The organism is Seongchinamella sediminis, from assembly GCF_003457605.1.
In the GTDB taxonomy this organism is placed as follows: domain Bacteria; phylum Pseudomonadota; class Gammaproteobacteria; order Pseudomonadales; family Halieaceae; genus Halioglobus; species Halioglobus sediminis.
Window position 1 is genome coordinate 98,705 of record NZ_QRAN01000003.1, and the last position, 24,630, is coordinate 123,334.

Consider the following 24,630-nt stretch of genomic DNA (forward strand, 5'->3'; position numbering starts at 1 on the left):
CTGCTGACGGCCGGGCGTGCTACAATTCGCCGCCTATAACAATGATCTGGGTGAAACATGGCATCTGCTCGGGGTGAATTCTCCTCCCGTTTCGGGTTCGTAATGGCTGCGGCCGGCTCCGCGGTTGGGCTGGGTAATATCTGGGGGTTTCCCACCCAGGCTGCCAGTAACGGCGGCGCGGCCTTTTTACTGGTGTACCTGGTACTGGCCTTCACCCTCGCTTACCCGGCGCTGATGGCGGAGCTGATCATCGGCCGTCACGCCCACGCCAATGCCGTCAGCGCGCTGCGGCTGATATCCCCTAATGCGCTGCTGCGCAGGGTCGGCGCGACCACCGGCGTTGTCGGTTTTATCGTCGCCAGCCTGATCCTCAGCTTTTACGCTATCGTCGCTGGCTGGATGATCGCATTTTGCCTGGCCTCGCTGGCAAGCCTGGTGGGTATGACTGAGCTTGCCGAGTGGCTCACGTCCTTCGGCCTGGGTCGTAACCTGCTATTCATGCTGCTGTTCATGGGCCTTACCACCAGTATTATCTCGGCGGGCGTTCGCTCCGGCATCGAACGCTGGTCGGAGCGCCTGATGCCCGCCATGCTGCTTACCCTGCTGGTGCTGGTAGCTTACGTACTCACGCTCGACGGGGCCATGGAAGGCCTCAAGGTATACCTGCTGCCCGATTTCGAGCGGGCGCTGACGCCGAGCCTCATCATCGCCGCCCTCGGGGCCGCCTTCTTCTCCCTCTCCCTGGGCGTCGGCACCATGCTGATTTACGGCTCCTACATCTCCGACCGGGAAAACCTGCCGCTGCTCGGCGGCATGGTTACCATGGTCGACATCGCTATCGCCGTGTTGGCCGGCTTCCTGGTGCTGCCGGCCATGTACGTGGCCCTGCATAATGGCGTGGAGATCTACAGCGCCACCGGGGCACTGCTGTCCGAGGACACGCTGATATTCACCGTCCTGCCAGAGCTGTTCCGCAGCATGGGGCTCACCGGCATCGTGGTCAGTATCACCTTCTTCTTCCTGATGAGCATTGCCGCCCTCACCTCCTCCATATCCATGCTGGAGGTACCCGTGGCCTATACCATCGAGGAACACGGGGTCGACCGGCACAAGGCGGTGTGGATACTGGGCGGCGCCATCGCCATCATCAGCACCATTATCCTGCTCAACTTTGGCAACCTGTTTGGTTTCGTGGTTACCCTCACAACCCGCTACAGCCAGCCGCTGCTGGGTTTCATGCTGTGCGTGTTTGCCGGCTGGGTCATGCACCGGCATACGCTGCTGGAAGAATTGCGCAAGGGCAGCCCGAATGTGGCCCAGGGATGGTTCTGGAAGATCTGGCCGTGGTATGTGAAGCTGGTGTGCCCGCTTATCATCCTGGCGATTTTCGCCCAGTCACTGCTGGGCTGAACACTACTTGAGGGTGAAGCTGCCGGTTTCCTCTACCCGTTGGGTAGGCACAAAACCCTTGAAGTCGATTTTTGCCTTGAACCGGTAGTCCAGACTGTCGGAGGGCGCCATGCCCAGGCTGCTCAACAGGCGCAACAGCTGTAACAGCTGCAGCCCTGCTTCCAGGGTCACCACTTCTTCTGAATACGGCGCCAGCACGGGCACATCACTGGTAAGCCCGCTGATCAGTTCCTCGCCCTGTATCTCCACCCCGTAGCTGATACCGGCGACATCAAAGGACTGCTTGTTGGGGTTGGCAATACGCAGCCTGATCTCGAAACGGGGCGCCCCGCCCGTACCCGGCAGGGGCCTGAAGCTTTCCAGGGTGACTTTCGGCGGATCGATGTCCGGTCGCAGGGACGCGCAACCGGCAATGAGGAGCAACAGCGATAAATACAGACTGAGGCTGAGCAGCTGCTTCATCACGATATATCCTGGTTGAAGAAGAACAGCGCGTAGGCGAGACTGCCGATGGCAAAGACCGCGGCCACCCAGTCGCCGGTCTGCAGGTACATCCAGGTGCTGAAGGCAAACATGGCGGCAGTCGCCACCAGGCCCACGGTTTTACCGGTTCGGGTCACAGCCAATTCTCCACAAACAACCCGCGAGCCGGGTTCATCCCGGACGATTCTAGCGGGAAGCGGCGCGACTGTAACCCTCGGATCAGGCGCTCTTCAATACCGGTGCCGCCATTTCTTCCTGCTCCTGCTCGTGGCTCTGCAGTACCAGATCCAGCGCTTTCTCCATCAACCAGCGCGACTGGCTGGTATAGGCGTAGATGCAGGAGTGCACCGCGGCGTCGTGCCAGTTATCCACCGAGCACTCAGCCGAGTAAGCTTCGAACTCGGCCAGCTGGGCAATCAACGACGCCAGGTGCTGCGGACATTCACAGGCCACGCCCGTGGTGAGGGTCGCGGCCTTGTCCAACTGCCCGGCAGAATGCAGGCGCGGCCTGGAGGCGACCAGCTCGGCGAGGCTGTTGATGCCGTCCCGCGTCGCCCGCTCTGCACTGCTGCGGGTCAGGTGAAACGCGAGCTCGGCGCGATCCGGGGGAAATTCCATGGTGGCAATGCCCTCTGAGGCCAGCTCCTCGAGCCAGTTGTCGCTCATGCCGGCCTGCAGAACGAGGGTCGATGCCGGTTGCAGCAGCTGGCGCAGCTCGCTCAGCTGGCGAAACTGGTTGCCACCCATGCGGTCGCAGCCCACCACCAGCAGGTCGATCTCGCCCAGTTCCTCGAACACCTGCAGCTCGAGGGCTTCCAGGCGGCTGGCTGCCAGATGAGCACTGACGCCGGAGAGACAGCCCTGGTGCTCCTCCAGCCAGTTACAGATAGCCTCGCCGACAAATACCACCTGGGGCTTGTCCACAGCCGGACTACGGGACCCGTCGGTACAGGCCTCCACCAGCCGCTCCAGGGTTTTGCGCTCGCTGGCGGCTATCTCGCCAATGCGTGCGCCGGACCGCACCAGTGCGGCCACCAGCTGCAGGTGCTCCAGATCGGCCTGGGTATACTGGCGGCGCCCGGTGTCGGATTTCTGGCTGGCGCCCAGGTCATAGCGGCGCTCCCAGACGCGCAGCGTGTCTGGCTTGAGGCCGGTGAGTCTGGCCACGGTGCCTATGCCGTAGAGGGGCCTGGATTGTAACTGTTGTTCTGCCATCTTTCGGTACCCGGTTGCACGTTTAACTGAGTGTACGCAGCATATGTCCGTCCGGATGACGGGTAATCCCGATCGCCCAAGGCAGCGTATGAAGCCCTGGAACTTGTCGCCTGTTCAGGCTTGGAGTATGTTGATTCGATGACAGAATACGATCCCACAGAAGCGCCCAGGCCTGTCATGGGCATTGGCGCCTGCCTGGCCGGCAGGGAAGTCCGCTACAACGGGCAGACCAAGGCCGCCAATATCCATGTAAAGCGCATCGCGGAGATTTTCGAGATGCGCCCGTTCTGCCCGGAAATGGCCGCCGGCCTCGGCGTACCCCGCCCTCCCATACACCTGGTTGGGGATGAGGACAATATCCGCGTACTCGATGTGGACACCCACCAGCACGATCACACTGACGCCATAGCCGGCCATGCCCGCGAGGTACTGGCACTGGCCCCCGAACTGGCCGGGTACGTGCTGGTGAAAGCCAGCCCCAGCTGTGGATTCGAGCGGGTGAAGCGCTTCAACCAAAAGGGTAATATTGTCGCCCACGACCAGCAGGGGATTTTCGCCCGCGCGCTGGCCGGGGCTGATCCGCTGCTGCCCCTGGAAGACGATGGCCGCTTGAACGACCCCGGGCTGCGGGAAAGCTTTGTTACCCGGGCGCTGGTTTACCACCAGTGGAAACAACTGCGCGCGGCCGGCCTGAGCGCCGCGGCCCTGATCGACTTTTACAGCCGCCACAAGTACCTGGTCATGGCGCACCACGTGCCCAGTTACAAGCAACTGGGCCCCCTGCTCGCCGATGCGGGCAACAGGGACCTGGATGCCCTAGCCGAGGAGTTTATCGCCACCCTGATGTACGCCCTGACCCAGCGTGCGTCCCGGCGCAGCCACAGCAACGTGCTATTCCACCTGTCCGGTTACCTGAAAAAGAAAATCAGCGCCGACGAGCGACAGCGGCTGAAGGGGCTCATCGACCAGTATCGCCTGGGGCAAGTCCCGCTGGTGGTGCCGGTGACCATGCTCAAGCACCACTTCGCCAACAACCCCAATGCCTACATCGACCAGCAGGTGTTTCTGGAGCCCTATCCGGACCAGTTACAGCTGCGCAACGTGGTCTAGGCGGCGAGGATGTCCCTCAGTGCTGCGTCGAGCGACGGATAGCGGAACTCTAACCCCGCCTGCCGCAGCCTGGCGGGCACGACGCGCTGGCCGTTGATCAGCAGCTCCTCGGCCATCTCCCCCAGCAGCAGCCGCATCGCCGCGGCAGGCACCGGCGCATTGATGATCGTGCGGCGTTGTTTTTGCATCGCCTCGCAGAAGCCGCGACTGGTTACCGGCTCTGGCGCGGTCAGGTTGAAGGGGCCTGACAGACTGTCTTCCGCCAGCAGGAACAGCATGGCGCTCACCACGTCGGCCCGATGAATCCAGCTGAGCCACTGGTGGCCGTCGCCAATCCAGTTGCCTATGCCGAAGCGGAAGGGACGGGCCATTTGCAGAAAGGCCCCACCGCCACTGTCCAGCACCACGCCGAGACGTAGCAGGCAGGTGCGGACACCAAGTCCGGAGGCCTCGCCGGCTTTTGCCTCCCACTGCTGGCACAGCGCCTGGGCGAAACACGGGTTAGTGCTGCCGTTTTCGTCCAGGCGCTCATCACCATGGTGCCCGTAATAGCCGATGGCACTACCGCTGAGCAACACCTCCGGCCTCTGCTCGCGCCCGGCCAGCCAGTTGACCAGCGCCGCGGTGGTATCCAGCCTGCTGTTGACGATTTCCCGCTTGTAAGAGCCGCTCCAGCGCCGATCCGCCAGCGAGGCGCCGGCGAGATTAATCACCGCGTGTACGGTTTGTTCCCTCGGGATGTCATCGAGGGCCTTGATGTAGTCGACACCGTCGCCGCCTGCCCGTGACTGCCGGGTCAGGATTCTGAGCGTATGCTGTTGCTGACGCAGTGCCGGCACCAGGGCCTCGCCGATGAAGCCGGTACCACCGGTGATGAGTATATGCATGATGAGCCTCCCGTGAATGTATACGTCGCTACAGGCGAGCAGATCAAAGATCCATGCAACCCCGGGCCAGCGTATACTGCCGCGATGAATAGCGCTATTACCCTCGCTGACCAGCTGGCGGCCTTTCTGCGCCGTTACCCCCGGGTCGTTATCCTCACCGGGGCCGGCATCAGCGCCGCCTCCGGTATCCCCACCTACCGCGATGGCGATGGCAAATGGCTCCACCACAAGCCGATCCAGCATGGCGATTTTGTCAGCGACGAGTTCACCCGCAGGCGCTACTGGGCCCGCTCCCTGCGCGGCTGGCCCCATGTCAGGGACGCAGCTCCCAACCCGGCCCACCGCGCATTGGCGCAACTGGAGGAGAATGAGCGGGTAGAGTTGCTCATTACCCAGAACGTTGATCGCCTGCACCAGCGGGCGGGTCACAGGAAAGTTATCGACCTGCACGGCAGGCTGGACCGGGTGCGGTGCTTGCAGTGCAACAATCTCGAGGAGCGGGAAACCATCCAGCAGTGGTTGCTGGCGCACAATAACGCCCCCGGGACCACGGGCCAGCAAATCAAACCCGATGGCGACAGCGATGTGGCCGACGCGCAGCTGGAGCGTTTCAGGGTGCCCCCCTGCCCCGCCTGCGACGCAGTGCTTATCCCGGACGTGGTATTTTTCGGCGGCTCGGTGCCCGCCGCACGGGTGGAGTCCTGCCGCACGGCCCTGGAGCGGGCTGATGCCTTGCTGGTTATCGGCAGTTCCCTGCAGGTGTACTCGGGATACCGCTTCTGCCGCCAGGCAAAAGAGGCGGGCAAGCCCATCGCCCTCATCAATCCCGGTGTGACCCGGGCAGACCCCATAGCGGCACTGAAAATCGACGCCGACGCAGTTAGCGTACTCAGCAGGCTGGCGTCCCGTCTCAGGGCTGCTTAACGGGCTCCATGCGATCGCGGTAGTCCCAGGTGAAAAACCGCTGCGGCGCTACCCGGATCACTACTTCCTCGTCTTCCCGCGACAGCAGCCATTCCGCCAGGCTGCTATTACTGCTGCCTAGATAACGGCTGATCACTGCCCGCAGTACCTCTCCCGCGCCCTCGCTTGCCAGGCTCGCGGTTCCCTGGCCGCGCACACCGTGATATGGGGGTTCGTTGGGAGAGACCTCGAAACCCACCTGCGGCGAAGACTGCAGCAACTTCACCAGTGAAGAATCGCGGTGGGAGACGCTGAGAAACTCCCCCTCCCGATACAGGAACCAGACGGAGACCACCCGGGGAAAACCGTCCTCACCGGTACAGGCCAGACGAATGGGCATCGCACATTGACCAAGCCACTGCTCCGCGGCCGCTAAATCCCAGGGACCTTTAACTTCCATCTTACTTCTCACCTCGTTGCCGACATTGCTGTGTTAGGCTGCAAGCATAGCAGACAACAGATACACCTTCGGAGCCGCTGCCGATGACCACAACCACCGAGCGTCATAAGCCACTGGCGCTGGTAGCCCTGATCATCGCTGGCGAGGCGGTCTTCTCCCTGCCCTTTCACATCGTCCGCTTCTTCCGCCCCACCTTTCTCGACGTATTCCAGGTCAGCAACCTGGAAATCGGCCAGGCCCAGGGCACCTACGGCGTTATCGCCATGGCCTGTTATTTTCTCGGCGGGCCCCTGGCGGACCGCTTTGACGCCCGCCACCTGTTGCTGGCCAGCCTGCTAGCCACCGCGGCGGGCGGCCTGGTGCTGGCGCAGATACCCGGCCCGGGCAGCCTGCAACTGCTGTACGGCTTCTGGGGCTGCTCAACCATCCTGCTGTTCTGGAGTGCCCTGATCAAGGCCACCCGGGTCTGGGGCGGCCAGACCGAACAGGGCCGGGCCTTCGGCCTGCTGGAAGCCGGTCGCGGCGCTTTCGCGGCCCTGCTGGCCTCCACTGCCGCATTCGGGCTCGGCGTGCTGCTGCCAGATGATCCGGCGGCGCTGGACCCAGCGCACCAGCGCGCGGCCCTGCAGGGCATTATCTACCTCTATACCGGGGCCACCGCAATCGCCGCCGTGCTGGTTTGGCTCTGGGTTCCCACGACCCGCGGCAGTGGGCCCATGGCCATCACTGCGACACCTGCCAGCGGGCGCATTCGCGCCGTGCTGGGGAACCGCATGATCTGGCCCCAGGTGGTCATTGTGGTCAGCGCCTACGTCTCCTACAAGGGGGTGGACAACTATGTACTGTACGCGGTGCAGGGCTACGGCCTGAGCGAGGCGGAAGGCGCCGGCATCGCCGCCAGCAGCGCCTGGCTGCGCCCCTTGAGCGCCATCGCCGCGGGGTTCCTGGCCGACCGCATCAGGCCCTCGCGGGTGGTACTCGGTTCATTCGGCATACTGCTGGCGGGCTACGCCCTGTTTGCGGTGCTGGTGCCCGGGCCGGACCTGTACTGGGTACTGGTGGCCAATATCGTGTTCACCAGCGTGGCCGTCTACGCCCTGCGCGCCATCTACTTCGCCCTGCTCGCCGAGTCGCGCATGCTCCTGGGCATCACCGGCACCGCCATCGGTATCATCTCGGTGATCGGCTTTACCCCGGACATCTTCTTCGCCCCGGCCATGGGCTGGGCGCTGGAGAACCACGACCCGGTGACAGGACATCAATTTGTATTTTCGGGCTTGCTGGCGTTGGCGTGTCTGGGCTTTGCCAGTAGCCTGTTCTTCATCTACGGTTTGAGGGAGCGAGGACAGGATTGTCGGCATCGGCGATCACAGGTATGAGGGAGGATATATGCACGATCATCACCGCGCGTGTTCCCATCACGGGACACAGGAGCAACTGCAGGACCCGGTCTGCGGCATGTCCGTCACCCGCGACGCCGACCACCAGCGTCAACATCAAGGACAGCGCTACTACTTTTGCAGCGCCCACTGTGCCGACCACTTTGCCGCTGATCCTGAGCGCTTCCTGGCGCCAGCCGAGGAGACAGGTGAAACCGTCGACCCCCGAGCCTGGTACACCTGCCCCATGCACCCTGAGGTGCGACAGCAGGGTCCGGGAACCTGCCCGAAGTGCGGCATGGCCCTGGAGCCGGAAGCGCCGTCTCTGGACGAGGAGGAGAACCCCGAGCTGGTGGATTTCACCCGCCGTTTCCGGGTCAGCCTGCCCCTGTCCTTCACCGTGTTCGTGCTCGCCATGTTCGGCCACGACTGGCTACCCCCAACCTGGCACAACTGGGTCGAGTTAGCCCTGGCGACCCCGGTGGTGTTGTGGTGCGGTCTGCCGTTTTTCGTCCGCGGCGTACAGTCGGTGATCAATCGCAGTCCCAATATGTGGACCCTCATCGGACTCGGTACCGCAGCGGCCTACAGCTACAGCGTGATAGCCACGCTGGCGCCCCAGCTTTTCCCGGCCTCCTTTGCCATGGGCAGCCGGATCAGCGTTTACTTCGAGGCTGCCGCTGTGATCGTCACCCTGACACTGCTGGGGCAGGTCTTCGAATTGCGGGCGCGCTCGAAGACCTCCGAGGCAATAAAGGCCCTGCTCCGCCTGGCCCCGGATACCGCCCGGCGTCTCAACGACGATGGCAGCGAGGAAGACGTGCCACTGACCCAGGTGAACGCGGGCGATCGTCTGCGCGTGCGCCCCGGGGAAAAAGTGCCCGTTGACGGGGAAGTGCTGGAAGGCAGCAGCGCGGTCGATGAAGCCATGCTCACCGGCGAGCCGGTGCCGGTATCCAAGCGTCAGGGCGACAAGGTCATAGGCGCCACCATGAATACCAGCGGCGGCCTGGTGATCCGCGCCGAGCTCGTTGGCCAGGATACCACCCTGTCACAGATCGTACAGATGGTCGCCCAGGCCCAGCGCTCGCGGGCGCCCATGCAGCGTCTGGCGGACAACGTCGCCGGTTATTTTGTCCTGATCGTGGTTGTCATCGCGATTCTCACGTTCTTTACCTGGGGCATGGTTGGGCCCGAGCCCAGCTGGGTCTATGGCCTGATCAACGCGGTGGCGGTATTGATCATCGCCTGCCCCTGCGCGCTGGGACTGGCCACACCCATGTCCATCATGGTCGCCACTGGCAAGGGCGCAACCCAGGGCGTGCTGTTTCATGACGCCGCGGCGATAGAGGCACTGCGCAAAGTCGATACGTTGGTGGTGGACAAGACCGGCACCCTGACCGAGGGGCGACCGGCCTTCCGCGAGGCGCTCGCCACCGAGGGCTTCGATAAACAGGAGGTGCTGCGGCTGGCGGCCAGCCTCGACCAGGCCAGTGAACACCCGCTCGCCATGGCGATAGTCGCGGCGGCCCGGGAGCAGGGACTGGAACTGGTAACGGCAACGGATTTTGACTCCGACTCAGGCATCGGCGTGACCGGAACGGTGGAGGCTCTTGCACTGACCCTGGGCAATACCGCGCTGATGCGGGAACACGGCATTGACCTCGCGGGCCTGGAAGAAAAAACCAGCAAACTGCGGGACGAGGGTGCCAGCGTCATCTATCTCGGGGTCAACGGCACCCTGGCGGGCGTGCTGTCAGTGGCCGACCCGGTAAAGGAATCCAGCCATGAGGCCGTCCAGCTGATTCACGAGGCCGGCATCAGAATCATCATGGCAACCGGCGATGGTGAGAGAACCGCGCGGGCCGTGGGACGAGAACTGGGTATTGATGATGTGTACGGTGAGATCACCCCGGACGGCAAGCTGGCCCTGGTCAGCGAACTCCAGGCGGAGGGCGCGGTGGTCGCCATGGCCGGCGACGGCATAAACGACGCGCCGGCGCTGGCAAAGGCCAACGTGGGCATCGCCATGGGGACCGGAACCGACGTTGCCATGAGAAGTGCCCAGGTCACGCTGGTCAGGGGTGACCTGCGCGGAATCAGAGAGGCGATCCACCTGTCCGAACTCACAGTGAGCAACATGCGCCAGAACCTTGGCTTCGCCTTTCTCTATAACAGTATCGGCGTGCCCATCGCCGCGGGGGTCGCCTATCCCCTAACCGGCCTGCTGTTGTCGCCGATGATTGCCGCCCTGGCCATGAGCTTCAGTTCCGTGTCGGTAGTCAGCAACGCCCTACGCCTGCGCTACAAGTAACGGCCATACCGCACCAGGGCTTTGGGCTTGGCCTTGTGGTCGCTGAATAGATGAGGGGCCGGGACGACCCGGCCCTCTCGCTATTTCCGCTTCTAACGACTTATTTCACGGGCAACAACGGACACTGGAAATAACTGTGGTCACCCTCGACAATGATCAATTCACCTGCGTCGACGTAGTACATGATGTCGGCGTAGGACGTCAATAACTGCGGAGTACTGCCCATCTTCCAGACAATGGTATAGGTGGCCCAACGCCCCCCGTTGTAATCAGGGTTGCCCGGCGCGGCCTCCGATACCGGAAGCTGTCCAGACGCTGTTTCTGCCCCGTCGGGGAAGACGAACAACTTGTCAAATGACTGTATGTTGTGCCCGTTGGGAGCCGGTAATGACGTGGTGCCCTTGGTGCCCCACATTTCCCCATCGCCGTAGATGGCGGGCGAGAAATTCGGGATTCCGGGCCTTGCCTGGACAGCGCCAGCGACCAATAGCCCCATGATTAAACTGATCAAAAAACCTGCTGTGTTTGACTTCATAGTCTCCTCCTAAACGTGAGTAATGGCGCGTCTTTCCTGGACGCGGGAGGAAAGAATCCCATGGAATTATCCTGTGGTGATCACACAGTTATCACGAAAAAGTCACGTCGAACAATTTATCGCACAATGGCCATTCGCGAGTGAATGGCGCTGGTGACAACTCACTCAATGGGATAGTTTTGTGATAGTTGTAATCTAAACTCCAGAACTACCGGAGCAATAGAGTATCCGCCGTGGCACAGCGCAACATCCTGGTGGTCGAAGACGAGCCCGATATCGCCGAGCTCGTGGCCCTGCACCTGCGGGACGAAAACTTCCAGGTAACAATAGTGGCCGACGGCCACGAGGGCATGCGCCAGGCGTTTGCGCGGCCGTGGGACCTGATCGTGCTGGATCTGCGACTGCCAGGACCCGATGGCCTGGCCATATGCCGTGCCCTGCGGGCCGACGGTCGCTACGTACCCATCCTTATGCTGACCTCCAAGTCGTCCGAGCTGGACCGGGTGCTGGGACTGGAACTCGGCGCCGACGACTACGTGACCAAACCGTTCAGCGTTTCTGAACTCGTGGCGCGGGTGAAAGCCCTGTTCCGACGCATCGACGCCGTGAGTTCACCCTCCGGGAGCGAGACGGCGTCACTGTCGATCGGGGATATCCGAATCGACTCGTCCCGCCACGAGGTGACGGTGGATCACCGGCACGTGGAGCTCACCGCGCGCGAATTCGACCTGTTGTTGCATTTCGCCATGCATCCGGGCCAGGTTTTCAGCCGCGCACAGCTTTTGGACTCCGTGTGGGGCTTCGGCCACGAGGGCTACGAACACACGGTGAATTCCCATATCAACCGCCTGCGGAGGAAAATCGAGCCGGACAGTGACCACCCCCGCTATATCGTTACGGTCTGGGGTGTGGGTTACAAAATGCAGTCACCCCCCGCAGTGGCAGCATCATGAGGTCCCTCTACACCAAGCTGTCCGTCGCGCTGCTGCTGATCATGCTAACGGTTGGCGGCGGATTCTACGCAGTAGAAAAATGGAGCACCCGCCAGTACCACGAGGAGCTGACGCAACGCCTCAACGCCTCCATCGCCATGTACGTCACCGATCAGACGACACTAATTGAGAACGGCGAGGTCAACCGGGCCGAGTTGGCGCGCCTGGCCGATCGGGCCATGGTGATCAATCCCTCCGTAGAGGTCTACCTCCTCGATCCAGAGGGTCGTATTCTCGGGCACGCACTGCCTCCCGAATCAATTCTCACCGATCGAGTCGACCTCGCACCCGTGCTCCGGCTGATTGGCGGCGCGGGAGAACCGCCGCTGTATGGGGCCGATCCGCGCAATCCCCATCGGGAAAAAGTATTTTCGGCCTCCCCCGTGACCAACGGAGACAGCGTGGAGGGCTATCTCTACGTTGTGCTGGGCGGGCAGCAATACGACCAGTTGGCGGGCAGAATCCGGGGCAGCTACGCCAGAAAAACGAGCTTGGGAGCGATCGCAGCGCTGGTGGTCGGGGGAGTGATCGCGGGGCTCCTGGTGTTTTCACTCTTGACCCGTCGACTGAGCCACCTTACCCAGGCGGTGCAAACTTTCTCCGATTCGGGCTTCGATACCACCCTCGAGCCGCGCCAGTTCCCGGAGTCAGGCGGTGAAGACCGAGGCGGTGACGAAATAAGCCGTCTGAACCAGGCCTTTGCGGCCATGGCCCACAAGATCCACGAACAATTCAACGCACTGCAGGAAACCGACCGCCTGCGGCGGGAGCTGATCAGCAACGTTTCCCACGACCTGCGAACGCCGCTGGCCACCATGCACGGTTACGTGGATACACTGCTGCTTAAGAACGACGAGTTGGATGCCACCGAGCGCGAGCACTATCTGCAGATCACCCGCAAACATACCCAGCGACTCGGTGCACTGATCGGTGACCTGTTCGAACTCTCGAAACTGGAATCCGGCAGTATGCCCCTGTCACTCGAGACCTTTTCCCTGGCCGAATTATTAAATGACGTTGTACAGGACTTCGAGTTGGAGGCCAGGCGGAGGCATGTCGAGCTGAAACTGCAGGGAGAACCAGGATCGGCGCTGGTCCACGCCGATATCGCCCTGGTGCAGCGGGTACTGGAGAACCTGATCCGTAACGCCCTGGACTCTACCCCCGCTGGGGGCAGTATCACGCTGGGTATCAGCACTCTTCCAGAAAGTGTCGCTGTGGCGGTATCGGATACCGGTTGCGGGATACCGGAGGACCGGATCGACAGCATATTCAATCGCTTCTACTCCAGCCGGCACGGACAAACTTCCGGCGGCGACTCCACGGGTCTGGGCCTCGCCATCGTCAAGCGTATCCTGGACCTGCATGGCAGCCGCATCACGGTATCCAGCACCATGAACGTGGGGACGCGTTTTGAGTTCAGCCTTCCGATCCCGAGGGCCGCGTAAGCTGGAGTGGCCCTTTTACTTGCTGAATATTCCGGTGGGATGGGTAACGCCCCGTGGTGCCATATTCGGTGCCACGCGGCACCATGGACCTGTCTGATTGTGTGACCTCAGAAGACTAACTTTGACGAAAATACTGGTATACAAGCGTCAAATTATTGGAGGCTCGGGTCGGAATCGAACCGGCGTACACGGAGTTGCAGTCCGCTGCATAACCACTCTGCCACCGAGCCATCGCGACTGAGAACCAGTCTGGGAAGTTGGAGCGGGTAATGGCCGGGGTGGCGCACCACTTCGAACTCCAAAACCCTCAACGCATTGAACTACCGCGCTGGGGAAGTTGGAGCGGGAAACCGGGTTCGAACCGGCGACCTCAACCTTGGCAAGGTTGCGCTCTACCAACTGAGCTATTCCCGCTTCAAGCCGCACCCCGCCAAGCGGTGTACGTTCAAGAGGCGCCTATTGTATGCACCCGGCGCCCGGTGTCAACAAGAAAACTGAAATAATCTCGCAAGCACCTGAATTAAAACGAATTATCGCGCTCCTTCATCACTGCCCAGGCGGCCTTGAGGTAAATGAACATGGACCACAGGGTGAGCACGGCGGCCACGTACAACACCACGTAACACAGGGCCAGTAGCCAGCTCTCGTTGGTGGCCGGGTCTATCGCCAGCAGCAGGGCTATGGCGACCATCTGGAAAGCGGTCTTGACCTTGCCCACGTAGGACACCGCCACCGAGGTACGCGCGCCCAGCTCCGCCATCCATTCGCGCAGGGCGGAGATGACGATTTCCCGCCCGATAATCACGCAGGCCGCCAGGGTAAACAGGGGCGTGCCGTGGCGCTCCACCAGCAGCACCAGGGCCACCGCCACCATCAGTTTGTCGGCCACCGGGTCGAGGAAGGCGCCGAAGGCGGTCATCTGCCCCAGTTTGCGTGCCAGGTAGCCGTCGACCCAGTCGGTAATCGCGGCGATGCCGAAAATACCAGCGGCCACCAGCAGGTGGTTCTCGAAGGGGGTATAAAACACGATGGCCAGCACCGGGATCAGGCAGATCCGCAGCAGGGTCAGCGTGTTGGGAATGTTTATTTGCACTTAATTCCTTTCCCCGTCATCACTCACGTCATGCAAGTGGTCGTATATTTGTGTCGCCATTGTGGCACTTATTCCGGAAATTTTCTTCAACTCTTCCACGCTGGCGTTGACCACCCCCTGGGCGCTGCCGAAATGGCGCAGCAGCTCCCGGCGGCGTTTGGCGCCGACCCCGGGGATGTCCTCCAGCAGGGAGCGCTGGCGGGCCTTGTCGCGGCGGGCCCGGTGGCCGGTAATCGCGAAGCGGTGGGCCTCGTCGCGGATCTGCTGGATCAGGTGCAGGGCCGGGCTGTCCCCCGGCAGTTGCGATTCGCGGCCGCTGGCGCCGTCTATGAGGGTCTCGAAGCCGGCCTTGCGGGTCACCCCCTTGGCGACGCCGATAACCAGCACATCGTTGATCTGTAGTTCCTCCAGCACCGACATGGCCTGGCTTACCTGGCCCTTGCCGCCGTCAATAAACAGGATGTCCGGCTGCCTGCCCTCCCCCGACTTGAGCCGCCGGTAGCGCCGCTCCAGCGCCTGCTGCATGGCCGCGTAGTCGTCGCCGCCGGTAATGCCCTCAATGTTAAACTTGCGATAATCGCTCTTGCGGGGGCCGTTCTGGTCGAATACCACGCAGGAGGCAACCGTGGCCTCGCCGGAGCTGTGGCTGATATCGAAGCATTCCATGCTCTCGGGCAGTTCCGGCAGCGACAGCAATGCCTGCAGAGCCTGGAAGCGCGCCTGCACGGTCTGTTTGCCGGCCAGGTGGGCCTGCAGGTTGGTTTCCGCAGTCTGCACCGCCAGCCGCAGCCAGCGCGCCCGGGCGTCCCGCACCCGGCTGCGCAGTTTTACGTTGCGCTCCGCCTGCGCCGTCAGGGCCTCGGCCAGCGCCGCTGCGCTGTCGGGTTCCTGGTTGACGATGATCTCGCCGGGTATCGCCCGGCTGCCGTCCAGGTAGTACTGGGGAATAAAGGCTGCCAGTACTTCCCCGGGCGATTCCTGCAGCTTCAACGGCGGGTAGTAGGTCTTGCTGCCGAGGACCCGCGCACCGCGCACAAACAGCACCTGTACACAGGCGCGGCCGGCGTCCACCGCGGCGGCGAGGATATCGAGGTCGCCTGTTACTCCCTCTATGCCCTGGCTGGCCTGCACATGCTGTAACTGGCTGATCTGGTCCCGGTACACCGCCGCTTGCTCGTATTCCAGTTCCGCCGCGGCCTGCTCCATGTCGTCTGCCAGGCGCACCAGCAACTGCTGCGACTTGCCGGACAGGAACAGGCAGGTGTTATCCACCTGCTGCGCGTACTCCTCTTCGCTCACCAGGTCGACACAGGGCGCGGTGCAGCGGTCGATCTGGTGTTGCAGACAGGGCCGGGACCGATTGCGGAAATAGCTGTTTTCACACTGCCTGACCTTGAACACTTTCTGCAGGAAGTGCAGCGACTCACGCACTGCCGCGGCACTGGGATAGGGCCCGAAGTAGCGTCCCTTGCCCTTCTGGGCGCCACGGTGCAGGGACAGCCGCGGGAACTTGTCAGCCGACACGTAGATATAGGGATAGGACTTGTCGTCCCTGAGCAGGATATTGTAGGGCGGACGATGGCTCTTGATCAGGTTGTGTTCCAGCAACAGTGCATCGACCTCGGTAGAGGTCACGGTTACCTGGATGTCATGGATACGGCTGACCAGGGCCAGGGTCTTGTCGGTGAGGCCACGGGCGCGGAAGTAACTTCCCACCCGGTTTTTCAGGTTCTTGGCCTTGCCCACATATAGCAGTTTGCCGTCCTCGGCGTACATCTGGTACACGCCCGGCCGCGAGGTCAGGGTCTTGAGAAAGGCCTTGTGGTCAAACTGGCTCAAGCCTGGTCACCGTATATTCGCGGCTCGGGCTCCAGGGCAATGGTAAACCGGCTCGCCACCGCGGCCCTGATCTCTTCCGCCAGGGCGAGTATGTCGGCGCCGGCGTCACTCCCGTAGTTGACCAGCACCAGGGCGTGGCCGGGGTGCACCCCTACCCCGCCGCGCCGGCGGCCCTTCCAGCCGGCGCGCTCAATCAGCCAGGCGGCCGGGACCTTGGCGCCGCCATCGGCCTGGGGGTACAGCGGCATGTCCGGGTACTGCTCCTGTAGCGCCGCGGCGACCGCAGCCGCCACCACCGGGTTCTTGAAAAAACTGCCGACGTTGGGCTCGCGGGCCGGGTCCGGCAGTCGCCTGCTGCGCACAGCGACCACTGCCCGGAACACATCCTCGGGCCCCGGATCGCGGATACCGGCCCGTTCCAGTTCACTGCGCAGGGCCGGGTAAGCCAGCTCCGGCGCCGGCCGCCGCGACAGGCGCAGGTCCACCGCGGTAATCACCAGCTTGTCGCGCAATTCCCGCTTGAATACGCTGTCGCGGTAAGCAAACCCGCAGTCGCCGGCAGACAGGGTCAGCGCCCTGCCGCTGGCGGTTTCCACCGCGTGCACCGCCGCCACAAAGCGTTCCAGCTCCACCCCGTAGGCGCCGATGTTCTGGATGGGCGCAGCGCCCACGGTTCCAGGTATCAGCGCCAGGTTTTCCAGCCCGTAATAGCCCCGTGCCAGGCTCTGTTCAACCAGCGCGTGCCAGTCGTGACCGGCAGCGACGCGCAACATCACGCTGTCGCCCTGCTCACTGAGTACATCTATCGCGCTGCCGCGCTGGCAGACCACCAGGGCGTCGATGTCCCCGGCCAGCACCACATTGCTGCCGCTGCCCAGGGGCAACACCGGCAGGCCCTCGGCCCGGGCCCAGTCCAGCGCTGCGCTCAGCTGCGCCCCGGAGGAGACCTCCACCAGCGCTTTGGCATGAGACTCCAGGTGCAGCGTATTGCGGGCGCGAAGCGATTCAGCGCGCAGTATCTGCACCGCCTATCTCCCTCAGCAAGCCTTCGCTGGCAGCTTCGACCATGTCCAGCACGCGAGTAAAGCCCTCGTCGCCGCCGTAGTAGGGGTCGGGCACCTCAGCGATGCTGGCCGCGGGATCGAAGGGCAGGAACAGCCCCAGGTAGCCGCTGAACCCGGCGGGGCACATGGCCTGCAGGTCAGCCAGGTTCTGCCGGTCCATGGCCAGGATGTAATCGAAGTCGTGAAAATCCCTGACCTGGACCTGCCGCGCCCGCAATCCGCTGAGGTCGTACCCCCGGCCCAGGGCTTCGGCCGTGGCGCGTTTGTCGGGGGCGTGGCCGATATGCCAGTCGCCGGTGCCGCAGGAATCGACCCGGATCTGCTGCTCCAGCCCGCGCGCCCTGACCATCGCCTCGAACACGCCGTGGGCGGTGGGTGAGCGGCAGATATTGCCCAGGCAAACGAACAACACGCGGGTGACAGGGGATTCAGTCATGACGCTGCTCCAGTCGTTGGCGCACCGCCGCCAGGTCCTCGGCGGTATCTACCCCGGCGGGCACCGCCTCGCAGGCGGGCGCCACATGGATGCGTTCGCCGTTATACAGGGCGCGCAGCTGCTCCAGCTGCTCCAGCTGTTCCAGCGGCGCTGGCGACCAGCTCACGTAGCGGTGCAGGAATCCGGCGCGGTAGGCGTAAATGCCGATGTGCCGGTACCACTGGCCAGCGGGCATGGTATCGGTGGCGGCGTTGAATGCCTCGCGCGGCCAGGGAATGGTGGCCCGGCTGAAGTACAGGGCCATGCCGCGGGCGTCGGTCACCACCTTCACTGCGTTCGGGTTGCGCAGTTCCGCCAGCCCGTTCACCGCTTCGCTGAGAGTGGCGATAGCGGCCTCGGGATTGGCCGCCAGGTTGGCGGCTACCTGGCCGATCAGTGCCGGCGGAATCAGTGGCTCGTCGCCCTGCACGTTGACCACGATCTGCTGCTCGTCCCAGTCGCGGCTCGCCGCTACCTCCTGCAGCCGGTCTGTACCCGAGGGATGGTCGGGCCTGGTCATGCAAACCTCGGCACCGAAAGCCTGCGCCACCTGCTGGATGCGGCTGTCGTCGGTGGCCACCACCACTTCACTGGCGCCCGCCCCCAGGGCCTGCTCCCAGACACGCTGGACCATGGGCTTGCCGGCGATATCCAGCAGGGGTTTGCCCGGGAGCCGGGTGGAGCCGTAGCGAGCGGGAATAACGACTGCAAATGACATGTGTTTACCTTATCGGGAATTCAGGAACGGACCAGGGCGCAGATCTCCTCCACTACCGCCGGCGGCAGGCTGGCCTCGATGCGCAGGTACCAGGCGTCCGCCCCGGCCAGTGAACGGCATTTTACCGCGTCTTTTTCGGTCATGAGAATTGTCGAACCCTGCAGCGGGGCAAAATCCTGCGGGCGGTACTGGTGGTGATCGGCAAAGCTGCGTTCGTCGCAACGAATCCCCAGGGCCTCGAGGCTGGCAAAAAACTGGGCTGGCTGGCCGATCCCGGCCACTGCCACCATACCCTCGCCGCCGCTGAAGGCGGACAGCGGGCGTTCCTCCCCTGAGGCGACATTGACCCACGCAGTCGGCCGGTAGCTGACGCTGCTGGCGGCGTCTTCGCCGCCGCGGTAGAGCACCCGGTTGACGCTGTCCAGGCGGGAGGCAGGTTCGCGCAGTGGTCCCACCGGCAGGCAGTGACCATTGCCAGTGCCGCGCGCAGCGTCGAGCAGGGCCAGCTCGTAGTCACGCTGCAGGGCATAGTGTTGCAGGCCGTCGTCGGCGAGCACCACGTCAACCGGCCCGGCTGCCAGCAGTGCCCTGACTGCCGCGGCCCGATCCGGATCGACCACGCAGGGCGCGCCGGTGCGCCGGTGAATCAACAGGGGCTCATCGCCACACTGGGCGGCGCTGCTGTTCGCCCCGACCCGATGGGGAAACTCGCCAGCAGTGGCGCCATAGCCGCGGCTGACCACGCCGGGGGTGAGCCCGCGGGCCTGCAGCGCCTCGACCAGGGCGATGATAACCGGCGTCTTGCCGGTGCCGCCAACGGTGATATTGCCCACCACGGCCACGGGACAGGAAGCGCGATAGGATGACCAGAGGCCGCTGCGATAGAGCCAGCGGCGCATCGCCGCTACCGCGCGGAACAGACCCTCAAGGGGCAGCAGCAGCCACAGCCACCAGGCGCCACGATACCAGGCCGCCGCCAGTCCACTATCCGCGGCAGTCATTAATCGCTGAATTCCTGGTGGTACAGCTGGGCGTAGATCCCGTCCCCCGCCAGCAGTTCAGCGTGAGTGCCGGTGGCGACAATGCGGCCCTCGTCCATGACCACGATGCGATCGGCTTTTTCAACGGTGGACAGGCGGTGGGCGATGATGATGGTGGTGCGATCCCGGGAGATGCGATCCAGCGATTTCTGGATCCGGTGCTCCGACTCGTTGTCCAGGGCCGAGGTGGCCTCGTCCAGGATGATGACCGGGGCATCCTTGAGGAAAGCCCGGGCAATGGCGATGCGCTGGCGCTGGCCACCGCTCAACCCGCCGCCGTCGTCGCCCAGCGGAGTGTCCATGCCGGCGGGCATGGCGTTGATGAAATCTTTTGCATAGGCCGACGCCAGCGCCTCCTCTACCGCCTCCCGGCCCTTGTCAGCCAGGGTGCCGTAGGCAATGTTGTTGTAAACGGTGTCCTGGAACAGGGTCACATTCTGCGAGACCATGGCCAGCTGCTCGCGCAGTGCGGCCAGGCGGTACTCCTGCAGGGGGATATCATCGAGCAGGATCTGGCCGGCAGTCGGCTGGTAGAAGCGCGCCAGCAACTGCACCATGGTGCTTTTGCCGCTGCCGGAGCGGCCCACCAGCGCCACGGTCTCCCCGGGGGCGATGTCCAGCGACACATCCCGCAGCACCTGGGTATCGCTGCCCGGGTAGGCGAAGCTGACCTGGCGATAGGCGATCGCACCGCGGGCGCGGGCGATCTCCCTGCCGCCCTGGTCGACCTCGTTTTCCAGGTCAAGCTGGGCAAAGATATCCTCCGCCGCCGCCAGGCCCCGCTGGATCACCGACTGGATACTGGACAGCTGGCGAATCGGTTTGCCCAGCTGCCCCGCCGCAGTCAGGAAAGCCACCAGTGAGCCGGCAGAGAAGTCCGCCAGCAGGCTGGGTTTGAGGGCGAACCACACCAGGGCCGCCAGCGACAGCGCCAGCAGGGTCTGGATAACCGGGGTGCTGAGGGCGTCGAGGAAAGCCAGCTTCAGGCTCTGGGCGCGGTTGTAGTCACTGGCGCCGTGGAAGCGCCGGGACTGCTGCTCCTGGCCGCCGAAAATCCGCACTTCCCGGTAGGCGCCGATGCTCTCGTTGGACACCTGGGTAACGTCGCCCATGGAGGCCTGGATGCGCCGGCTGTAGCGGCGAAAGTGCTTGCCCACCACACCCACTACCAGAGCAATCGCCGGCGCCACGGCGAGAAACACCAGGCACAGGCGCCAGTTGAGGTAGAGCATGTAACTGAGCAGCGCGACCACCGTCAGGCCTTCCCTGACGATGATTTTCAGGGCCTTGGTCACCGCCCCGGACACCTGCTCCACGTTGAAGGTGATCTTGGAGATCAGCACCCCCTGGCTGTGGCTGTCGTAGTAGGCACTCGGGGCCACCAGCATTTTGTCGAAAAGTTCGCAACGCAGGGTGTGGATCAGGTTGCGCGCCACGTGGTTCATGAAGTAGGTGCCGACGAAAAAGCCCATGGAACGGATAAACGCCAGCACCACCAGGCTGATGGGAAACGCCAGCCGGGTGAACTCCAGCTTGTCCATGCCCTCTTCGTAAAAAAGGCCGTAGGCCACCCGCGAGACCAGGCCCGAGTCGGCCTTGTCGGACTGGTTCAGGGCGTCGAGCAGGAACTGCATCATGTCGGCCAGCAGCACATTGCCCAGGGAGTAGACGATGTACCCCGCCAGGCTGAGCACAAATACCCACCAGTAGGGCAGCACGTAGCCGATCAGGCGGCGGTACAGCTGCCAGTCGCTCATCTTGCCCGCTCTCACCGGGTGCTGGAGGCGAGGATTACTAGCCACCGGCCTGCTCCGGGGTGGGCTGGCGGGTGGTAATACTGAGGTGGACAAAGCCCATCTGGCCCGCGGCGTCCATGGCCCGCACCACGTCCTCGTGGGCGGCCTGGGCGTCGGCGGTAATGATCATGGGCAGGGTGGTGTCGCCGGCGGAAATCTTGTAGATCGCCGCCTGCAGGGTGCGCATGCGGTTGTCCACCAGCCCCTGGCCATTGACCCGGTAGCGGCCGCTCTCATCGATGAGTATCTCGATCTCCTCCCCCTGCGCCTCCTTGAGCTGGCCCTGGGCCTCGGGCAGGTCCACGCTGAGCTGGGTTTCCCGGGTAAAGGTGGTGGACACCATGAAGAAGATCAGCAGCAGGAATACCACATCGATCAACGGCGTCAGGTTGATCGTGACGTCATCGAGGCGCTGGCGGCGGAATTTCAAAGCTTGTGTTCCGTATTCTCTTCACTGTGCAGGGCATCCACCAGCTTGATGGTTTCCTGCTCCAGCTCGACCACGATGGCGTCGATCTTGCCGGTGAAATAGCGGTGCATGGCCAGCGCCGGAATGGCCACGGTGAGACCGGCGGCGGTGGTAATCAGCGCTTCGGAAATCCCGCCGGCCAGCACGCTGGCGTTACCGGTGCCCTGGGACATGATTTCGGCGAATACCCGGATCATGCCGACCACGGTGCCCAGCAGCCCCAGCAAGGGCGCGATGGCGGCAATGGTACCCAGGGTATTGAGGTAGCGTTCCAGGTCGTGCACCACGTGCTGGGCCGCTTCCTGGATACTTTCTTTCATCACTTCCCTGCCGTGATAGGCATTGCTCAGCCCGGCGGCGAGAATTCGTCCCAGGGGAGACGATTGCTTCAGGGTCTTGAGCCGGGCCGCGTCCATTTCACCGCCCTTGAGCTGCTTCCACACTGTCGCCAGCAGGTGCGGCGGGGCAATTTTTTTCGGGTTGAGGGTTATCAGTCGTTCAATACAGATCGCCAGCACCACGATGGAACACAGTACGATCAGTACCATTAACCATCCGCCAGCCGTCAACAGTTCCAGCACAGGGACATCTCGCCAGTTTTTCCAGGAAAGGCCCATTATACGCACAGGCCGCGGAGTGACGGAACCGCGGAAAAGTCACATCCACCAGGCGTGGTATCCGTCGCGCTTAGCTGTTAGCGACCAGGCGCCGTCGGGACCAATGGCTATGCGCAGCGCGCCCCGCCGCGCAGTCTCGTGTACGGCCACGCCGGACTGGCGCAAGCGCGCCAGCACCCGGTCGTGGGGGTGGCCAAAACGACTGGCGTAGCCGGCAGCGATCAGCCCCAGCGACGGCGACACCCGGTTCAACCAGGCCTGGTAGGTGGACGTGTTACTGCCGTGGTGTGCCACCAGCAGGACCTCGCTGCGCAGGGCGTCGCCCCAGTAGCGGATCAGCTGCTGTTCCTGCTGCCGGCTGATATCACCGGGCAGCAGGATGCGCACCCGCCGCGCTTCGATCTGCAGCACGCAGGAGGCATCGTTGCCCTCCTCCGCACCCACCGGGGACAGAAAGCGAAAGCGGGTTCCCCCGGGCCAGGTCCAGGCCTGTCCCGCCCGACAGGGCCTGCTCCGCGGATGGGCCGCCTCGCCCTGCCACAGCCGCTCCACCGGCACGGCCGCCAGCACCGCAGCGAGGCCGGCGCTGTGATCGAGGTCGTTGTGGCTGATCACCAGTTCGTCAATCCGCTCCACCCCGGCATTTTGCAACCACGGCAACACCACGCTGTGGGCGAGATTGGGACCGGCGGGATTGCCGCCGCCGGTATCGTAGAGCAGTACCCGGCCACCGGCCCGGAATACCACCGCGGTGCCCTGCCCCACGTCCAGTACGTCCAGCTGCGGGGAGTCTATCGCCGGCGGCCGAGCCAGCAGTAAGGGCAGGATCATGGCGACACAGCCCAGGCGCCAGCGCCGGGAGAGCGGCACCACCAGCAGCACCGCGGCGACCAGGGCAAGGACTATCGCCGCAGCACTGCCCGCCGCGTGGATAAACAGCGTCGCCCGCTGGTCGATCAGGTGGGCAGCGGGCCAGAGCAACTCCAGGGGGACAGCTGCCAGCTGCCAGCAACGGGTGGCCAGCGGTAGAGCGCCACCAAGGGCCAGCCCTGCACCGAGTAGCGACAGGGGAATGACGTAGCAACCGAGCAGCGGAATCAGCAACAGGTTGGCCAGCGGGGCCACCCAGCTGCTGCCCCCGAACCACAGGGCCCCCATGGGCAGCATCGCCAGCCCCATCGCCAGCTGCGGCATGAGCATCCGGCCGACCCGGCCGCCGCGCTGCCAGCGCCCCAGCCACAGCAGCATGGCCACCGCGGCGAAAGACAGCCAGAAGCCCGCCCCCAGGAACACCAGCGGATTGATGAGTGACAGCACCCAGGCGGCCACGAATAAACTGTTGAACCCGGAGCTGCCGCGCCGCAGCACCCGGGCCAGCAGAAAGCAGCCGAGCATGACCAGGGCGCGCTGGGTAGCCACCGAAAACCCCGCCAGCGCGGTGTAAACCAGGGCCATGGCAAAGGCCGTGGACTCAGCCCAGGAGTAGCGGGCCAGACGCAGGCCCGCCAGCATCAGGCCGGCGGCGAGCAGTTTTCCGAGCCCGTACCCCAGGCCGGCAACCAGCGCCACATGCAGGCCGGAAATCACCAGCAGGTGATTGATACCGTAGTGCTGGAACAACTGCCACAGGCGATGATCGACACCGCTTTTGTCGGCAACGGTAACCGCCTGCAACACGGCGGTGGCCGGCGCCGACAGACCAGCCCCTGCAATCGCTTGACTGACCCGGGCACGCAGCCGGTGGTGCCAGGCCCGCCAGGCGGGGGCAGCTCCGGACAACTGCCTGTCCCCGGCGCTGCGCACCGAGCCAACAGCGTCAATACCGCTCAGCGCATACCAGGCCTGCATGTTGAAGGAGCCCGGGTTAGCCAGGCCCCAGGGGCGGCGCAGCCTGCTCTGGAACTGCCACCACTGGCCGGGCTGGATGTCCCGCTCGCCATAATACGACAGCAGCACCCGGCGCGGACCGGCGCAGCCCCGGGGCAGCAGGCTGTCGACGATAAATTCAAAGCGCTGGCGCTGCCGCCCCTCCGCCAGTTGCGACAGCCGGGGCAAAGCGGCAACGTGGCCCACCAGGACCACCGGCTCGCCGTTGCACGCCTTCGGCAGGCGCTGCTGCAGATCCACCTGCCCGCGCGCTGAACACAGCAGCACCGCGGCCAGCAGGCCCGCCCACAACGGCCGGCGCCACAGCGCCGGCACAAGGCAACAGAGCCACAGCCAGGGTGGCAGCAACCATGGGGAGACGGCCATTAACCCTGTGGCCGCAAGCCATCCGATCATCCATGAACGCATGTAGAGAAGCCGCCCCGTTGCGGGCATAATAACTGGCCCGGCGCCGCAGCCCTGGGCGGGTGCAGCGCCGGCTTACCTGCACAGTGAA

Annotated in this window: 23 protein-coding genes and 2 tRNA genes; 7 read left to right on the top strand and 18 right to left on the bottom strand. The window is 63.8% G+C overall.

What is annotated here, in order from left to right:
* Nucleotides 1-57 precede the first annotated feature (57 nt).
* Nucleotides 58-1,410 carry a sodium-dependent transporter gene (locus DWB85_RS03600; RefSeq protein ID WP_117952841.1) on the top strand — a complete coding sequence of 451 codons (1,353 nt, stop codon included), beginning with the start codon at nucleotides 58-60 and terminating at the stop codon, nucleotides 1,408-1,410.
* A 3-nt stretch (nucleotides 1,411-1,413) separates the two neighbouring features.
* On the opposite strand, the gene DWB85_RS03605 is transcribed toward DWB85_RS03600, so the two are convergent.
* The 3 genes from DWB85_RS03605 to DWB85_RS03610 all read right to left on the bottom strand — a co-directional run bounded on the left by DWB85_RS03605 (nucleotide 1,414) and on the right by DWB85_RS03610 (nucleotide 3,108).
* A complete protein-coding gene (locus DWB85_RS03605) occupies nucleotides 1,414-1,872 on the bottom strand; it encodes an LEA/WHy family protein (RefSeq protein WP_117952842.1) in 459 nt (152 codons plus the stop codon).
* Nucleotides 1,872-2,030, bottom strand: coding sequence for a hypothetical protein (locus tag DWB85_RS19480; protein ID WP_162845992.1), 159 nt, complete (start codon nucleotides 2,028-2,030; stop codon nucleotides 1,872-1,874). Before DWB85_RS19480 ends, DWB85_RS03605 begins: the two co-directional genes overlap by 1 nt.
* A gap of 82 nt (nucleotides 2,031-2,112) precedes the next feature.
* Nucleotides 2,113-3,108 (bottom strand): MerR family transcriptional regulator, encoded by a 996-nt coding sequence (locus tag DWB85_RS03610; RefSeq protein WP_117952843.1) that lies wholly within the window; start codon nucleotides 3,106-3,108, stop codon nucleotides 2,113-2,115.
* A 138-nt stretch (nucleotides 3,109-3,246) separates the two neighbouring features.
* Between DWB85_RS03610 and DWB85_RS03615 the strand changes: the two genes are divergently transcribed.
* Entirely contained in the window at nucleotides 3,247-4,218 is a 972-nt protein-coding gene (locus DWB85_RS03615) for a YbgA family protein (protein WP_117953027.1), read from the top strand.
* On the opposite strand, the gene DWB85_RS03620 is transcribed toward DWB85_RS03615, so the two are convergent.
* Nucleotides 4,215-5,105, bottom strand: a complete 891-nt coding sequence (locus tag DWB85_RS03620) for a TIGR01777 family oxidoreductase (protein ID WP_117952844.1) — start codon at nucleotides 5,103-5,105, stop codon at nucleotides 4,215-4,217. The two genes, DWB85_RS03615 and DWB85_RS03620, sit on opposite strands and share 4 nt — an antisense overlap.
* Nucleotides 5,106-5,189: 84 nt before the next feature.
* Between DWB85_RS03620 and DWB85_RS03625 the strand changes: the two genes are divergently transcribed.
* Complete coding sequence (locus tag DWB85_RS03625) at nucleotides 5,190-6,029, top strand: NAD-dependent protein deacetylase (protein ID WP_117952845.1); 840 nt, start codon at nucleotides 5,190-5,192, stop codon at nucleotides 6,027-6,029.
* Here DWB85_RS03625 and DWB85_RS03630 read toward each other — a convergent pair.
* A complete protein-coding gene (locus DWB85_RS03630; protein WP_117952846.1) occupies nucleotides 6,016-6,468 on the bottom strand; it encodes a pyridoxamine 5'-phosphate oxidase family protein in 453 nt (150 codons plus the stop codon). The genes DWB85_RS03625 and DWB85_RS03630 overlap by 14 nt on opposite strands.
* An 83-nt stretch (nucleotides 6,469-6,551) precedes the next feature.
* Here DWB85_RS03630 and DWB85_RS03635 point away from each other — a divergent pair, with 83 nt between their 5' ends.
* Nucleotides 6,552-7,847 (top strand): MFS transporter, encoded by a 1,296-nt coding sequence (locus DWB85_RS03635; RefSeq protein WP_117952847.1) that lies wholly within the window; start codon nucleotides 6,552-6,554, stop codon nucleotides 7,845-7,847.
* 10 nt (nucleotides 7,848-7,857) lie between these two features.
* Nucleotides 7,858-10,161, top strand: a complete 2,304-nt coding sequence (locus tag DWB85_RS03640; protein WP_117952848.1) for a heavy metal translocating P-type ATPase — start codon at nucleotides 7,858-7,860, stop codon at nucleotides 10,159-10,161.
* Between the two features lie 100 nt (nucleotides 10,162-10,261).
* On the opposite strand, the gene DWB85_RS03645 is transcribed toward DWB85_RS03640, so the two are convergent.
* Nucleotides 10,262-10,696 carry a hypothetical protein gene (locus DWB85_RS03645; RefSeq protein ID WP_117952849.1) on the bottom strand — a complete coding sequence of 145 codons (435 nt, stop codon included), beginning with the start codon at nucleotides 10,694-10,696 and terminating at the stop codon, nucleotides 10,262-10,264.
* Between the two features lie 233 nt (nucleotides 10,697-10,929).
* Here DWB85_RS03645 and DWB85_RS03650 point away from each other — a divergent pair, with 233 nt between their 5' ends.
* Together DWB85_RS03650 and DWB85_RS03655 are read left to right on the top strand one after the other, a co-directional pair.
* Entirely contained in the window at nucleotides 10,930-11,649 is a 720-nt protein-coding gene (locus DWB85_RS03650) for a response regulator transcription factor (RefSeq protein ID WP_205422652.1), read from the top strand.
* Nucleotides 11,646-13,136 (top strand): sensor histidine kinase, encoded by a 1,491-nt coding sequence (locus DWB85_RS03655; protein ID WP_117952850.1) that lies wholly within the window; start codon nucleotides 11,646-11,648, stop codon nucleotides 13,134-13,136. The genes DWB85_RS03650 and DWB85_RS03655 overlap by 4 nt, the downstream gene beginning before the upstream one ends.
* 156 nt (nucleotides 13,137-13,292) lie before the next feature.
* On the opposite strand, the gene DWB85_RS03660 is transcribed toward DWB85_RS03655, so the two are convergent.
* The 12 genes from DWB85_RS03660 to DWB85_RS03715 all read right to left on the bottom strand — a co-directional run bounded on the left by DWB85_RS03660 (nucleotide 13,293) and on the right by DWB85_RS03715 (nucleotide 24,500).
* Nucleotides 13,293-13,366 (bottom strand) — tRNA-Cys (locus DWB85_RS03660).
* A 108-nt stretch (nucleotides 13,367-13,474) separates the two neighbouring features.
* Nucleotides 13,475-13,550, bottom strand: a tRNA-Gly gene (locus DWB85_RS03665).
* Between the two features lie 106 nt (nucleotides 13,551-13,656).
* Nucleotides 13,657-14,223 carry a CDP-diacylglycerol--glycerol-3-phosphate 3-phosphatidyltransferase gene (gene pgsA / locus DWB85_RS03670; RefSeq protein ID WP_117953029.1) on the bottom strand — a complete coding sequence of 189 codons (567 nt, stop codon included), beginning with the start codon at nucleotides 14,221-14,223 and terminating at the stop codon, nucleotides 13,657-13,659.
* Nucleotides 14,224-14,229: 6 nt separating this feature from the next.
* Entirely contained in the window at nucleotides 14,230-16,068 is a 1,839-nt protein-coding gene (gene uvrC, locus DWB85_RS03675) for an excinuclease ABC subunit UvrC (RefSeq protein ID WP_117952851.1), read from the bottom strand.
* Nucleotides 16,065-17,093, bottom strand: coding sequence for a UDP-N-acetylmuramate dehydrogenase (gene murB / locus DWB85_RS03680; RefSeq protein ID WP_117952852.1), 1,029 nt, complete (start codon nucleotides 17,091-17,093; stop codon nucleotides 16,065-16,067). The genes uvrC and murB overlap by 4 nt, the downstream gene beginning before the upstream one ends.
* Nucleotides 17,074-17,568, bottom strand: coding sequence for a low molecular weight protein-tyrosine-phosphatase (locus DWB85_RS03685; RefSeq protein ID WP_117952853.1), 495 nt, complete (start codon nucleotides 17,566-17,568; stop codon nucleotides 17,074-17,076). The genes murB and DWB85_RS03685 overlap by 20 nt, the downstream gene beginning before the upstream one ends.
* Nucleotides 17,561-18,325: a 3-deoxy-manno-octulosonate cytidylyltransferase gene (gene kdsB / locus DWB85_RS03690; protein WP_117952854.1), complete on the bottom strand. Its 765-nt coding sequence runs from the start codon at nucleotides 18,323-18,325 to the stop codon at nucleotides 17,561-17,563. Before kdsB ends, DWB85_RS03685 begins: the two co-directional genes overlap by 8 nt.
* A gap of 20 nt (nucleotides 18,326-18,345) precedes the next feature.
* Complete coding sequence (lpxK, locus tag DWB85_RS03695) at nucleotides 18,346-19,326, bottom strand: tetraacyldisaccharide 4'-kinase (RefSeq protein WP_117952855.1); 981 nt, start codon at nucleotides 19,324-19,326, stop codon at nucleotides 18,346-18,348.
* A complete protein-coding gene (gene msbA / locus DWB85_RS03700; protein ID WP_239017206.1) occupies nucleotides 19,326-21,167 on the bottom strand; it encodes a lipid A export permease/ATP-binding protein MsbA in 1,842 nt (613 codons plus the stop codon). Before msbA ends, lpxK begins: the two co-directional genes overlap by 1 nt.
* Complete coding sequence (locus DWB85_RS03705; protein ID WP_117952857.1) at nucleotides 21,160-21,591, bottom strand: ExbD/TolR family protein; 432 nt, start codon at nucleotides 21,589-21,591, stop codon at nucleotides 21,160-21,162. The genes msbA and DWB85_RS03705 overlap by 8 nt, the downstream gene beginning before the upstream one ends.
* Complete coding sequence (locus tag DWB85_RS03710; RefSeq protein ID WP_117952858.1) at nucleotides 21,588-22,211, bottom strand: MotA/TolQ/ExbB proton channel family protein; 624 nt, start codon at nucleotides 22,209-22,211, stop codon at nucleotides 21,588-21,590. Before DWB85_RS03710 ends, DWB85_RS03705 begins: the two co-directional genes overlap by 4 nt.
* 75 nt (nucleotides 22,212-22,286) lie before the next feature.
* Nucleotides 22,287-24,500, bottom strand: coding sequence for a DNA internalization-related competence protein ComEC/Rec2 (locus DWB85_RS03715; protein WP_162845993.1), 2,214 nt, complete (start codon nucleotides 24,498-24,500; stop codon nucleotides 22,287-22,289).
* Nucleotides 24,501-24,630: the final 130 nt, after the last annotated feature.

Excerpts from the sequence above, each read along its gene's own strand:
- DWB85_RS03600 (WP_117952841.1), top strand. The coding sequence starts at position 58 with ATGGCATCTGCTCGGGGTGAATTCTCCTCCCGTTTCGGGTTCGTAATG.
- DWB85_RS03605 (WP_117952842.1), bottom strand. The coding sequence starts at position 1,872 with ATGAAGCAGCTGCTCAGCCTCAGTCTGTATTTATCGCTGTTGCTCCTC.
- DWB85_RS03610 (WP_117952843.1), bottom strand. The coding sequence starts at position 3,108 with ATGGCAGAACAACAGTTACAATCCAGGCCCCTCTACGGCATAGGCACC.
- DWB85_RS03615 (WP_117953027.1), top strand. The coding sequence starts at position 3,247 with ATGACAGAATACGATCCCACAGAAGCGCCCAGGCCTGTCATGGGCATT.
- DWB85_RS03620 (WP_117952844.1), bottom strand. The coding sequence starts at position 5,105 with ATGCATATACTCATCACCGGTGGTACCGGCTTCATCGGCGAGGCCCTG.
- DWB85_RS03625 (WP_117952845.1), top strand. The coding sequence starts at position 5,190 with ATGAATAGCGCTATTACCCTCGCTGACCAGCTGGCGGCCTTTCTGCGC.
- DWB85_RS03630 (WP_117952846.1), bottom strand. The coding sequence starts at position 6,468 with ATGGAAGTTAAAGGTCCCTGGGATTTAGCGGCCGCGGAGCAGTGGCTT.
- DWB85_RS03635 (WP_117952847.1), top strand. The coding sequence starts at position 6,552 with ATGACCACAACCACCGAGCGTCATAAGCCACTGGCGCTGGTAGCCCTG.
- DWB85_RS03640 (WP_117952848.1), top strand. The coding sequence starts at position 7,858 with ATGCACGATCATCACCGCGCGTGTTCCCATCACGGGACACAGGAGCAA.
- DWB85_RS03645 (WP_117952849.1), bottom strand. The coding sequence starts at position 10,696 with ATGAAGTCAAACACAGCAGGTTTTTTGATCAGTTTAATCATGGGGCTA.
- DWB85_RS03655 (WP_117952850.1), top strand. The coding sequence starts at position 11,646 with ATGAGGTCCCTCTACACCAAGCTGTCCGTCGCGCTGCTGCTGATCATG.
- DWB85_RS03685 (WP_117952853.1), bottom strand. The coding sequence starts at position 17,568 with ATGACTGAATCCCCTGTCACCCGCGTGTTGTTCGTTTGCCTGGGCAAT.
- kdsB (WP_117952854.1), bottom strand. The coding sequence starts at position 18,325 with ATGTCATTTGCAGTCGTTATTCCCGCTCGCTACGGCTCCACCCGGCTC.
- lpxK (WP_117952855.1), bottom strand. The coding sequence starts at position 19,326 with ATGACTGCCGCGGATAGTGGACTGGCGGCGGCCTGGTATCGTGGCGCC.
- DWB85_RS03715 (WP_162845993.1), bottom strand. The coding sequence starts at position 24,500 with ATGGCCGTCTCCCCATGGTTGCTGCCACCCTGGCTGTGGCTCTGTTGC.